This is a genomic window from Pseudomonas migulae (genome assembly GCF_043225285.1).
Taxonomy (GTDB): Bacteria; Pseudomonadota; Gammaproteobacteria; order Pseudomonadales; family Pseudomonadaceae; genus Aquipseudomonas; species Aquipseudomonas migulae_C.
The window spans coordinates 5,171,226-5,183,716 of sequence record NZ_CP171224.1 but is presented as its reverse complement, the minus strand read 5'-3'; the positions used below and the strand labels follow the sequence as shown (position 1 = coordinate 5,183,716).

Annotated in this window: 11 protein-coding genes; 5 read left to right on the top strand and 6 right to left on the bottom strand. The window is 61.6% G+C overall.

Features of this window, described 5'->3' with window-relative positions; translation table 11 throughout:
• Positions 1-21: 21 nt before the first annotated feature.
• The 4 genes from dld to ACF6ZU_RS23750 all read right to left on the bottom strand — a co-directional run bounded on the left by dld (position 22) and on the right by ACF6ZU_RS23750 (position 5,720).
• Positions 22-1,746, bottom strand: a complete 1,725-nt coding sequence (dld, locus tag ACF6ZU_RS23765) for a D-lactate dehydrogenase (RefSeq protein ID WP_392887554.1) — start codon at positions 1,744-1,746, stop codon at positions 22-24.
• Positions 1,747-2,000: 254 nt separating this feature from the next.
• The gene (locus tag ACF6ZU_RS23760; protein ID WP_392887552.1) at positions 2,001-2,795 is read right to left on the bottom strand and encodes an SDR family NAD(P)-dependent oxidoreductase; all 795 of its coding nucleotides are present in this window, start codon (positions 2,793-2,795) and stop codon (positions 2,001-2,003) included.
• Positions 2,796-2,808: 13 nt separating this feature from the next.
• Positions 2,809-4,692 carry a TRAP transporter large permease subunit gene (locus tag ACF6ZU_RS23755; RefSeq protein WP_392887551.1) on the bottom strand — a complete coding sequence of 628 codons (1,884 nt, stop codon included), beginning with the start codon at positions 4,690-4,692 and terminating at the stop codon, positions 2,809-2,811.
• Positions 4,689-5,720 (bottom strand): TRAP transporter substrate-binding protein, encoded by a 1,032-nt coding sequence (locus ACF6ZU_RS23750; protein ID WP_392887549.1) that lies wholly within the window; start codon positions 5,718-5,720, stop codon positions 4,689-4,691. Before ACF6ZU_RS23750 ends, ACF6ZU_RS23755 begins: the two co-directional genes overlap by 4 nt.
• Positions 5,721-6,139: 419 nt before the next feature.
• On the opposite strand from ACF6ZU_RS23750, the gene ACF6ZU_RS23745 reads away from it, so the two are divergent.
• Complete coding sequence (locus ACF6ZU_RS23745; protein ID WP_392887547.1) at positions 6,140-7,483, top strand: MFS transporter; 1,344 nt, start codon at positions 6,140-6,142, stop codon at positions 7,481-7,483.
• Between the two features lie 29 nt (positions 7,484-7,512).
• On the opposite strand, the gene ACF6ZU_RS23740 is transcribed toward ACF6ZU_RS23745, so the two are convergent.
• Positions 7,513-7,992: a VOC family protein gene (locus ACF6ZU_RS23740; protein ID WP_392887546.1), complete on the bottom strand. Its 480-nt coding sequence runs from the start codon at positions 7,990-7,992 to the stop codon at positions 7,513-7,515.
• Positions 7,993-8,268: 276 nt separating this feature from the next.
• Here ACF6ZU_RS23740 and ACF6ZU_RS23735 point away from each other — a divergent pair, with 276 nt between their 5' ends.
• Both ACF6ZU_RS23735 and ACF6ZU_RS23730 read left to right on the top strand, forming a co-directional pair.
• The gene (locus ACF6ZU_RS23735) at positions 8,269-9,447 is read left to right on the top strand and encodes a GGDEF domain-containing protein (protein ID WP_392887545.1); all 1,179 of its coding nucleotides are present in this window, start codon (positions 8,269-8,271) and stop codon (positions 9,445-9,447) included.
• Between the two features lie 157 nt (positions 9,448-9,604).
• Positions 9,605-10,423: a hypothetical protein gene (locus ACF6ZU_RS23730; protein WP_392887543.1), complete on the top strand. Its 819-nt coding sequence runs from the start codon at positions 9,605-9,607 to the stop codon at positions 10,421-10,423.
• 198 nt (positions 10,424-10,621) lie between these two features.
• Here ACF6ZU_RS23730 and ACF6ZU_RS23725 read toward each other — a convergent pair whose 3' ends face one another.
• Positions 10,622-11,437, bottom strand: coding sequence for a cupin domain-containing protein (locus tag ACF6ZU_RS23725; RefSeq protein WP_392887541.1), 816 nt, complete (start codon positions 11,435-11,437; stop codon positions 10,622-10,624).
• 134 nt (positions 11,438-11,571) lie between these two features.
• Between ACF6ZU_RS23725 and ACF6ZU_RS23720 the strand changes: the two genes are divergently transcribed.
• Both ACF6ZU_RS23720 and grxC read left to right on the top strand, forming a co-directional pair.
• A complete protein-coding gene (locus ACF6ZU_RS23720; RefSeq protein WP_392887539.1) occupies positions 11,572-12,090 on the top strand; it encodes a carboxymuconolactone decarboxylase family protein in 519 nt (172 codons plus the stop codon).
• Between the two features lie 29 nt (positions 12,091-12,119).
• On the top strand, positions 12,120-12,371 hold the full coding sequence (gene grxC / locus ACF6ZU_RS23715; protein ID WP_392887537.1) for a glutaredoxin 3: 252 nt from the start codon (positions 12,120-12,122) through the stop codon (positions 12,369-12,371).
• Positions 12,372-12,491: the final 120 nt, after the last annotated feature.

Genomic DNA, 12,491 nt, shown 5'->3' with positions numbered 1-12,491 from the left:
CCGCTTTTTTGTTCTGTCTACTCAGGCCTCGCCCTGCCAATGCCGGCATTTGGAGGTCTTGCCGACGCCTGGATTGAAGGTGTTGCACGGGTCCAGTTGCTGATAAAACGCCTTCAATTCGGCCTTCGCCGGATACAGGTGGCCAACGTTATGTTCCGCCGGATACTCCGCCCCGCGATCATCCAGCAACGCCCACATTTCATGTTCCACCGCCGTGCAGTCGTGGCCTTTGCGCACGATGTAATCCTGGTGGAAGACGTGGCAGAAAAAGTGCCCGTAATACAGCTTCAAGATCAGTTGTTGCTCGATGGAATCGGGGAGTTTTTCGAACCATTCCCGGTCATTGCGGGCCAGGGCGATATCCAGCGCGACGATGTCTTCGACCGTCTCGTCATGAATCGCCCGATAGCGCACCGCCGCCCCGGCCGCCGCAAACCGATGCAGGAACGCCTTGCTCCCCTCCTCGGCCGTACAGCGGAAGAAATCGGCCTCGCGCCCTTCGAACAACTCATCCAGATACGCCTGTGTCGACGCCACCGAGGCGGCCGACACCTTGAGCATCAAGTAGTGTTCATAACGCTGACGGTAGTCGGCCATGCGCTTGGGCAAGTGGTCGGGAAAGCGTCCCGCGACCCACTGCAACACACGGTCCGACAGGTTCGAACGCAGCCAGGCAAACCGGCCGAGCACGTTATCCACCCGGGCCTTCAGGGCGAACATCTTCGGCAGGCGCTGGGTGCCCAGGTGATGGATCATCAGGAAGGTATCCTTGCCGTACTGCGCGGCCACGTCATACGCGTCGCGGTGCATGTACTCGCCTGCAATCGGCAACTCTTCGAAGTGTTCGAGCATGTGCCGGCGGATATGGGTCAGATCGGCGGTGTCGTTGCTGCCGATGTAAAACACCGCGGTGTCTTTCTCGGCGACGAAGGTGTCCAGGCGCACCGCAAACACGGCCAGCTTGCCGGCGCTGCCGCTGGCTTCGTACAAGCGCTGCCGGTCGGCATTGAACCGCGCCGGCGTGTCGGCATCGACGGCACGCACATGGTCGGCATACCCGTGGTCGGAGCCGCGCCCGGCGTCAGCCAGGATGTCGGAGGCGTGGTAACGGCCGGCATCCAGATTGCCGAGGATCTGCTCGGGTGTATCGCCCAGCTTCACCCCCAGATGATTGACCAGCTGCAACTGCCCTTCTGCATCTAGCCGGGCGTACAGCGCCATCTCGGTGTACGCCGGCCCTCGCCGGATCAACGAACCACCGGAATTGTTGCAGACGCCGCCAAAGACCGAAGCACCGATGCACGATGAACCGATCACCGAGTGCGGCTCGCGGCCCAGCGGCTTGAGCACCTTTTCCAGTTGATCGAGCGTCGACCCGGGAAAGCAGATCACCTGCCGCCCTTGCTCGATCACCTGCACCGTGCGCATGCGCAACGTGCTGATGATCACCACGTCGCGGTCATAGCCGCCGTCCGGCGTGGAGCCACCGGTCAACCCGGTATTCGCCGCCTGCATGATCACGATCATATCGGCCGCCACGCACGCTTTGACCACGCGCCATTGTTCGAGCAGCGAACCGGGGCGCACCACGGCAACGGCATTGCCCTTGCCGAATCGAAAGCCCTGGCGGAAGCGCACCGTGTCGTTGGCATCGGTCAAGACATGGCTGTCACCGACGATGGTTTTCAGGTTGGCGATGAGTTCGGGGACGAGAGGTTGAGGCAAAGGGGGGACGATAGCGTTCATCAGTCATTCCGCAGGTATGGGCTCAATCGAGCGGTCGTTATTGTTCTTTCCGAGGGAGATTCGGAGCGTGGGATGGACTCGATCCGGTTCACGCACCCCGTGAACCGGGCCGTTGAAGAAGGATGAAATTTTCAGGAAGGGACGGTCGTCACCCGGCGGTGAATAGCCGCGCCGGGGGAGACACATGACAGGCTGGCGTCGCCCGGCACGCGGGCGAGCCAGGCGTCATGGTTGAGCGTCGTCGTTGCCCCCGCTCAAATGTCGAGGATGCCCGACGCCATGAACCCGCCATCGACCGGGATGACATGGCCGCTGATATAGGACGAATCGTCAGAGGCCAGGAAAGCCACGGCCCCGGCCATTTCGGCGGGTGTTCCATAACGCCGCATCGGCACGGCCTTGACGTAGGAATTGCGCGTCGTCACCGAGTGCAGTGTCTGGGTCAAGGGCGTGTCCACCGGGCCCGGCGCGATTCCATTTACGGTAATGCCGTACTCGGCCAGCTCGACCGCCATCTGCCGGGTCAACCCGATGATCGCCGCCTTGGACGTGCCATAAGCCGTGCGGCCCATGCTCGCGCGCATCCCGCTGATGGAGGCGACGTTGATGATTCGCCCCCAGCCATTGGCGCTCATCAGGCGCGCCGCGTGCTGGCCACAAAGCAGCGAGCCCGTGAGGTTGATATTCAGCACGCGCTGCCAGTCGCCGAGGTCGCACTCGAGAAACGCCTGGGTCCTGGCGATACCGGCATTGTTGACCAGCACATCGCAGCGGCCGAAACGCGCTTGTATCTCGGCAAACGCTGCAGCGATGGAATCCGCATCGCCCACATCGATCGCCAGCGCCAGCGCTTCGATGCCCTGGACCTTGAGCCCGGCGACCATTTCTTCGGCCGCCGCCAGATTGATGTCGGCCACCACGACCGTGTGTCCATCGTGTCCCAGTCGTTCGGCAATGGCTGCGCCGATGCCCATGGCCGCGCCGGTCACCAGAGCGACGCGCCCCAGTTCAAAGGGGGTCGGAGCTTGCTTGTTCGCTAATTGATTCATGACAAAAGCTCTCTTAGAGGAAACCGATGGAAATCCATGGGAAACAGGCGACGATGATCAGCGCCACGATCAGTGCGGCGAGGTAGCCCCAGACCCGTCGAATGACGTGATCGGACGACACCTTGCTGATCGCGCAGGCCGCGTAGAAACCGACACCCAGCGGTGGTGCGAACAGGCCGATGCCCATCGCCAGGATCACCACCATGGCGTAGTGCACGGGATGGATACCGAGCATTTCCGCCAGCGGGAACATCAGCGGGCCGAACAGCACGATCGCCGGAATACCCTCCAGCACGCTGCCCAGCACCACGAAGACGATGATGGTGACGATCAGGAAGCCGATGGAGCCGCCAGGAATCTCGCTGATCAGGTCCACCAGTGCGGCCGAAAAACCCGATTGGGTCAGGGCCCAGGCCATGGCCGATGCCATACCGATAATCAGCAGGATGGCCCCGGACAAGGCCGCCGCCTCAAGCATCATCGGGTAGACCTTTTTGAACTCGATGTGGCGCATGAACAGGTGCATCACCAGCCCGACCATCACCACATAAGCCACACCGATGGTGGACACTTCGGTCGCGGTAGCCGCGCCTTCGAGCACCGCCACGCGGATCAGCAATGGCAGCGCCAGCGCCGGCAAGGCAATCAGGAAGGTACGACCGATAACCGACAGCGGCGCGCGTTTGACCGTAGGCATCGCTTCCTTGCGGGAGCGCCACCAGCACACCAGCGCGATGACCACGGTGGCAACCACCGCCGGCATCAGGCCGCCGATGAACAGCGCCGTGATTGACACGCTGCACACCGCACCGATCGTAATCAGCACCAGGCTCGGTGGAATGGTCTCGGTCATCGCCCCGGTGGCCGCCAGCAACGCGGCCAGCTCTTCGGGCTCGGAACCGCGTTTCTTCATTTCAGGGAACAGCGCCGGTGCCACCGCAGCCATGTCGGCGACCTTGGAACCCGAGATCCCCGACACCAGAAACATCGCCCCCAGCAAAACGTACTGCAAGCCACCGCGCACATGGCCGAGCAACGAGGCCATGAAGTCGATCAGCGTGCGCGCCATGCCGGACAGTTGCAGCACAACGCCCAGCATGACGAACAGTGGCACCGCCAGCAGCACCATGTGGGACATGCCCTCGTCCATTCGGCCGACGACAATCGACAACGGCGCATGGGTGACCAAGGCCAGGTAAGCCATGGTGGCCGTACCAAACGCGAAGGCGATAGGAATGCCGCCGAACACACAGGCACCCAGCAACGCCAGGAAGAACACGATCAGGTTGTAGTTGCCGATCCCCACCAGCAACGGCTGGCTGAACCACAACACAGCGGCCACCAGCGTCACCACGCCGACCCCGGCCATGAACTGGCGCACCGTGGAAAACCGCGCCATGCGCGACACCGCCGCCAACAGCATCAGGACCGCGCCGACCGGCAGGGCCGCCGCACGCAAGCCGTCCGGGATGCCCAGCGCCGGGGTGGTGATCGACATCTGCTCGTGGGAGTGCTGCATCGCCGGCGAGATGATCATCACCACGAACAGGCACACCACCAGCGCCGACAGCGTTTCACAGAAACCACGCCAGGCCTCGGGCAGCTTGTTGACCAGCGCCGACATGCGCATGTGTTCGCCGCGGTCCAGGGCCAGCACCGCACCGAACATGGCCAGCCAGATGAACAGCGAAGAAGCCAGTTCGTCGGCCCAGATCAACGGGCTGTGCATCACGTAGCGGGAGATCACGCCCGCCAGCAGCACGCAGGTTTCGATCACCATCAGGGCCACCGTGATCGCCCCGACCACATGCATGGACCCTCTGTTCAGACAGACAAGCGCCCGGGCCGGCAGACGCATGGTGCTAGTGGAGGCCAGTGCCGCTGGCGCGCTCATCATGCGAGTTTCCCGGCGTATTTTTCGAGAATGGTCCAGGCGGCATCACCGAACTTTTCATGCCACTCGGCGTAGTAGTTGGCGCTTTGCAGCCGCTGGCGGAAAGGTTCCGGCGCGGACTCCACCAGGTCGAGGCCTTTCTCTTTGAGCGTGTCGCGGATGCTGCTCTGCAACTTGGCCAGGTCATCACGCTGAGCAACCACGGCCGCATTGATGTGCTTGCTGACCACCGCATGCAGGTCCGCAGGCAAGCGTTTGAACGAAGCACTGTTGCCCAGCATCCAGAACCCGTCCCAGACGTGGTTGGTCAGGGAGCAATACTTTTGCACTTCGTACAGCTTCGCCGACGAGACCAGGGTGAGCGGGTTTTCCTGGCCTTCCACGATGCGGGTCTGGAGCGCCGAATACACCTCGGAAAAGTTGATGCTGGTGGGCGCAGCGTCGAAGGCGCGGAAGATGGACATGATGATAGGGCTGGGCGGTACGCGCAGCTTCATGCTCTTCAGATCATCGGGCGTGACGATCGGACGGCTGCTGGTCGTGGTCACCCGAAAGCCGTTGTCCCAGATTTTCTCGAATGCAAACAGCGTTTCGGTCTTGGCGATCTCGGCGCGCACATGGGCACCCAGCTCGCCGTCCATGGCATTCCACACCTGCTCGTAATTGTTGAAGGCAAAACCGATTGCGCTGATCTGCACCGACGGCACCAGCGTGCCGAGGATCACCGGCGACAGGGCAAACATGTCCACCGCGCCGGAGCGAACCTGAGCGAGGGTGTCGGTATCGCTGCCGAGCTGGCTGCTGGGGAAAATCTGGATCTGTACCGCGCCGTTGGTTTCTTCCCGAATGGCCTTGGCCATTTCCCGGGCACGCACATTCATCGGATGGGTGATGGGCATGTTGTTGGCAAATTTCAATTTGAACTCGGCGGCCTGGCTCTTGCCGCTGTACAGACCAAGCCCGGCGGCGGCTACGGCAGCAGAGGCGAGTGAGGCCGTTTTGAGAAAATTGCGGCGAGAAAAGTCACTCATTGGGTTCTCCTGACATTATTGTTTTTATTGATCGATGGCCATGTGGCCGGGGACTGGATGCAAGTGATAAAGCAATTCAGGTGCCATGCGCAGAAAAAAGCTTCGGGCACTTTGAACCGGTGCTGAATTTTTTAGCCAAGCCCATGTATTACATGGATAAAAACGTATTTTTACCAAATGTATCGACTGCTGCTCGGGGACAGCACAAGTCGCTGCAGATGTAACACGTGTCTCCCATAAAACTGTCGCCCTCCCCCGCAGGCGACACTTGTAATAGACAGGTCATCCCCTCTCGTCGACGACGTCAGCTGCACGGTCCGCCCGTCGGTCCTGACTATGCGGACGACACTTTTGGGCTGAGACGTTTCAGCCGCTGCCGCGATAATCGAACGCTAACCCATGAGACATCGAGGTTCCGCATGACAAGCGCCGCGACAGAGCAGGTCAGCCCGCAAACCCTGAGAAAAGTGATTGTCGCCGCCGGCATCGGCAATTTCGTCGAGTGGTTTGACTTCGCCGTCTACGGCTTCCTGGCGACGACCATCGCCCAGCAATTCTTCCCCAGCGGCGATGCCAGCGTGGCGTTGCTGAAAACCTTTGCGGTGTTCGCCGTGGCCTTTGCGTTTCGGCCACTGGGCGGGCTGTTCTTCGGCATGCTCGGTGACCGCATCGGTCGCAAGCGCACACTCGCAATGACCATCCTGCTGATGGCGGGTGCGACGACGCTGATTGGCTTGTTGCCGACCTACGCCGCCATTGGTGTCGCGGCGCCGGTGTTGCTGAGCCTGATCCGCTGCGCCCAGGGTTTTTCCGCCGGCGGCGAATATGCCGGTGCCTGCGCGTACCTGATGGAACACGCGCCCAGCGACAAGAGGGCGTGGTATGGCAGTTTCATTCCGGTGTCGACCTTTGCCGCGTTTGCCTCGGCAGCCGTGGTGGCTTACGCACTCGAGGCGTCATTGTCGGCCGAAGCCATGGGCAGCTGGGGCTGGCGCCTGCCGTTTTTGATTGCCGCGCCGCTGGGCCTGGTCGGTCTTTACCTGCGCTGGAAGCTCGATGAAACCCCGGCGTTCCAGGCCGTGACCGAACAACATGCCGTCGCGCACTCCCCGCTCAAGGAAACCCTGCGCAACCATGGCTCGGCGATCTGCTACCTGGGTGCGTTCATTTCGTTGACGGCGCTGTCGTTCTACATGTTCACCACCTACTTCGCGACCTACTTGCAGGTCGCCGGCGGCCTGAGTCGTGCGACGGCGTTGCTGGTGTCGCTGATCGCGCTGATCTTCGCCGCCTTGATGTGCCCGCTGGCCGGTTTGTATTCGGACCGGGTCGGCCGCCGGAAGACGGTGATGACCGCCTGCGCGCTGTTGATCGTGGCGGTGTATCCATCGTTCATGATGGCCAGCTCCGGCTCGTTCGCGGCCTCCATCGTCGGCGTCATGCTCCTGGCGATTGGCGCCGTGTTATGTAACGTGGTGACCGCCGTGCTGCTCTCGGAAACCTTCCCGACCCGCACTCGCTACACCGCGTCGGCGATCACCTACAACATGGCCTACACCCTGTTCGGCGGCACCGCACCGCTGATGGCGACCTGGCTGATCAGCACCACCGGCAGCAATCTCTCGCCGGCGTATTACCTGATTGCCATTGCCGTGCTGGCGTTGGCGGGTGGCCTGGCGTTGCCCGAGACCTCGAAGATTTCCCTGCACGATATTGCGTCGGGAGAAAAGGAAGCCGGGGTGCCTGCGGCAGCACGAGGGTGAAATTCACCCTCGTGGTTTGTGAAGCTTGGCTAGCCCTTCAGCGCCGCTTCAATCTTCGCGACGTCGATCTTGCCCATCTGCATCATCGCCTCAAAGGCACGCTTGGCCGCGGCGGGATCGGGATCACTGATCGCCGCCGAGAGCACCCGCGGGGTGATCTGCCAGGACAATCCCCACTTGTCCTGGCACCAGCCGCAGACGTTTTCCCTACCGCCGTTCCCCACAATCGCGTTCCACAAGCGGTCCGTCTCGGCCTGATCGTCAGTCGCCACCTGGAACGAAAAGGCCTCGTTGTGCTTGACCTGCGGCCCGCCGTTCAGACCGAGACACGGGATGCCCATCACCGTGAATTCCACCGTCAGGACATCGCCCTTCTTGCCCGACGGATAGTCACTGGGGGCACGGTGGACAGCGTTCACGGCGCTGTCCGGAAATGTTTCGGCGTAGAACGTCGCGGCGTCCAGCGCGCTGCCGTCGTACCACAGGCAAATCGTGTTTTTGCTGAGCATTTTTGTTCTCCAAAAGAATGTGCGGGTTTTCCTGCTAAACGTCTTCGAATGTTCCCGTACGCACTTTGCCGCGGCGCTCGTAGCGGCTGATCACAACACCCGCCGGCGTGGTGACCGAGTGCGCCAGGGTGAACACCGACGATCAGGCGCATCCCTTAACCCTAGTCGAACCAGCCACCGGGAAATCGACAGCGCGATATACGGGCCCTGCGAAAAACAGCCTCGAACGCTTACAATCACAGCCCTCTCCCACAGATCAGGCAAACCAGTTCGGCTATGGCGCTCGACCCTCCAACGATGTTGACCCTCTCTATCGCCCTCGCAGCGGCAGCCGCGCTGTATCTGGCGATCGAGTGGCGCAGCATTCGCGAACCTTCGCTGCTGTTCTGGAGCGCAGGGTTTGCCACCATCACCGTGGGTTCGACCCTCGCCCTGCTGCGCATCAGCGGTCTATTGCTGATCGGCATCTGGTTCGCCAACGGCCTGTTAGTGACGGCGCACTTTCTGTTCCTGCTGGGCGTCGCGCGGTTTACCCAAGTGCGCCTGTCGCGTGCCTGGTACCTGATTTTCGTCGCCTGGCTGGCCATGCTGTTGCTGCCGGACGAACCGTCGTGGTCGAAGCTCATGCTGGTGGCCAATTCGCTGCTGGTCGCCCTGCCGACGCTCAGGGCCAGCTTCCTCCTGCGTCCCCATGGCCGGTCATTGAGCGTGGGCGCGGTGCAGTTGCGTTATGTGCTGCTGACCCACGGACTGTTTTATCTCATCAAGGCGATATCGGTGGTGGTGCCGGGTACGCTGATCGATCTGGCGGCCTTTCGCGGCGAGATCATCCAGATTTCGCTGGTCGAGGGTGCGATGGCGATCATGCTGATCGCGCTCTCGATGACCGGCACCGAGCGCTACCGGCGAGAGAAACGGATCGAACGGCTGGCGGCGCGCGATCCGTTGACTGCCCTGTACAACCGCCGCGCCCTCGAAGTGCGGGCGCCGCGCCTGCTGGAGGACGTCTCCGGCACGCGACCGGGCGCGCTGCTGCTGATCGACATCGACAACTTCAAACTGGTCAACGACCTCTACGGCCACACCGCCGGTGACCGGCTGCTGATTTCGCTGAGCGAGATGATTCGTTCGGTGTTGCCCAACGGCGCGCTGGCCGCTCGGCTGGGCGGTGACGAGTTCGTCATCCTGCTGAATGATGCGTCGAGTGAGCGAATCGTCGGGCTGGGCAACGTCTTGCGGGATCGGTTTCACCAGGCGGCTTCACAGGCATTCGCTACACCTGAACCGGTCACCTTGAGCATCGGCGCCAACCTGTTCGACCAGCCGCCGGCGAGTCTGGCGGCCTTGATCGAGCAAGGCGACACCGCGCTCTATGAATCCAAGCGCGGCGGACGCAACAGCCTTCGCCTGGTGGATCGGACCCTGGCCAGCGGCGCGCTGTCACCTACCCGTTGATGCGGCAGTTGTCTTGATACGTATGTATGAATGATAGGTTCACAAATAGTGCGTATCTTGTCCGACACAAAGCGTCCCACTGCGGCCATCTGCGAGCCTCTCTCGCCAAGGAAGAACAATGATCACGGCTTCAACTTCGAACTCAACGAATGCGGCAATGTCGGCCTACACCTCTGCCGTCGAGGCGAAGGCTGCGGCTCAGACTGAGCAACAACGGGTGGCTCAGGACGATCCGGCCAAGACGCCGAATGAAGATTCGGTGAGCCTGTCCAGCACCTCGACCGCCTACAGCAATTCGATTGCCGGCAACGCGCCGTTCTTCCCGGTGCGTGCGGGCATGAACGCCGACGCCCTCGTCCTCGGCGCCTCCAAGCCGGGCGCGGTCTCCAGTTCCAAGGACAAGACGTTTGCCGAAGTGGCCACCGACGCCCGCAAGCGCATGGATGAAAAGTACGCGCAGATGAAAGCCAGCGGCAAACCGTACACCGGTAGCGATGAAGACCGGAACGGGCTGATGGGCGATCTCGATCGACGCTCGCTGAATGCCGTCGCGACCAATCAGGGCGGTGCTTTCACCGCTGAGGAACAAGCTTCGGCACAAGCCTTGATGCGCCAGCAAGGGCGCCTCGCCACCGGTTACTACAGCGGCCCGGCGGATCAGGAAAAAAACTGGAAAGACCCGTTTCTCAACGACCCTTACGGCCGGGCCCGCGCCGCCCTGGATTTCATGGACAACATGAGCCCCGAAGAAAAAGCCACGCCCGAGTGGCTGTCCCAGCATCTGTCGCTGGAAGCGGCGCTGAACCAGAGCTCGAGCCTGGACCCCGCCGAGAAGAAAACCGGACACTTCCACAACCTGGCTGAAATCCTCGCGGGCATCGTGACGGACGGATCCGACAGCGAACAATCCAGCGCAGTCAAAAACGCCGACCCAAGCGTCGGGATCATGAAAAAGCTGCAGTCACTGGTTTCGTGACACCGCCGATTTTGTAGGAGCCGGCTTGCCGGCGATTGGGCCTTGAATGTTGCGTTGATTTAACGGGCCTCATCGCTGGCAAGCCAGCTCCTACAGGTTTTCGGGTGTCTGGTCGGATGCATTCACAACGCCGATACCACTGGAAAAACACAATCCCCCTGTAGGAGCTCGCTCGCTCCTACAGATCGCGGCCGTGGACTACCGACGCCCCCATTCCCGCGGACTGACCCCGGTCTTGCGGCGAAACGCCCGGGCCAGTGCCGAAGGGCTTTCGTAGCCGACTTCATCGGCAATCAGGGCAATCGACTTGCCTTCACGCAAGCGTTTCTGCGCCAGGCTGACGCGCCAGCTCACCAGGTAATCCACCGGCGTCTGCCCCACCACCTGGCGAAAGTGTTCGGCAAAACTTGCCCTGGACATGTTGGCCGCCGCCGACAACTCGGCCACGGTCCAGGCCTTGGCGGGTGTGTCGTGCATCAGGCTCAAGGCGCGCGCCAGCCGTGGATCGGCGAGCCCGGCCATCAGACCGGGGCTTTGTTCGCGGTTGGTCAGGATATGCCGCAGCAACTGGATCACCAGCACTTCGAACAGGCGGTCCATCATCGCTTCCCGCCCGCAAATACCGTCGAAGGCTTCGTTGAACAACCAGTCAAGCGTGCCCGCCAGGGTCGGCGCCTCTTCCAGGTCCAGCACCAGGTAATCGGGCAAGGCCGCCGCCAGCGCATTGCCCGCGCCCCCATCGAAATCAAGTGAGGCGCACACCAGCTGGGTGTCGGACGCGTCGGCGGCAAACAGGCGATGACGGTAGGGCCTGGGGAAGAAGATCAGCGTGGGCTTGTTGAGCTGGAGGTCACGCTCATCGGCCAGTTTGAGCGTCAGCTCACCGGCGCGAAGCAGATGCAGGTGCCCGCAGGCCTGCTCGCCGTCAAACGCCGTGGTGCCGCAGAACGTGCCGCTGTGGAAGGTGCCGGCACTGACGCCGAAATGACTGAGCAAGGTGGATAAACGATCCATGAAGGCGCTCCCGGGAACAAATCTGGACGATCTGTCGCATATCCTCGACGATTTGCCGCCAATAGACCAGCCCTGGTCATTAGCATGGACCCCGTACCCAGCGCATACCGCGCCGACATCTACGGAGAATCACCATGAGCCGCATCAATACCCTGAGCCTCGAACTCGCCACTGACGCTACCCGCCCGCTGCTGGAAGGCGTGCAGAAAAAAATCGGCTTTCTGCCCAACGTGTTCAAGACCCTGGCCCACGCACCGGCGGTGCTGACGTCCTATCTGCAACAATCGGCGACCCTCGGTAAAACCTCGCTGAGCGCCACGGAAAAAGAGGCGATCTTCCTCGCCACGTCCCAGGTCAACGGCTGCGACTACTGCCTGGCCGCCCACACGTTGTTTGCCGGCAAGGCCGGATTATCGTCCCAAGACATCCTCGACGCCCGCAACGGCCAACTCAATGCCTTTGCCACCCTCGCCCGTCAGATCACCGAAAGCCGCGGCCACCTGAGCAGCGAGCAGATTGACGCGGCACGGGCTGCCGGCATCGACGACGCGAAAATCGTTGAAGTGATCGCCCATGTGGCCTCGCAAACCTTGACCAACTACCTCAACAACGTGGCCCTGACCGACATCGACTTCCCTGCCATCGATGCTTGAACGAGACCTTCCATCAAGGAGTACAGCTGATGAATACCGTGACGCTCTACACCACCGACACCTGTCCTTATTGCCGCAACGCCAAGGCGTTGCTGGCCAGCCGGGGTGTCACCGCCCGGGAAATAAACGTTCAGTCCGAACCGGGGAAATTCCAGGAGATGCTCAGCCGTAGCGGGCGTCGAAGCGTGCCGCAGATTTTTATCGGCGACACCCATGTCGGAGGGTTCGACGACCTGGCCAGACTGGATCGCCAGGGAGGTTTGTTGTCGATGCTGGCCTGAGTTTGATTTTTACTCGTCGCACGGCGTGACGGGCTTCATTTTTTGACAAGGATGTTGTATCAAACCGCTGCAATACAGTGAATGATCACGCAGTACTGCTAAAGTGATAGCACACGTCTC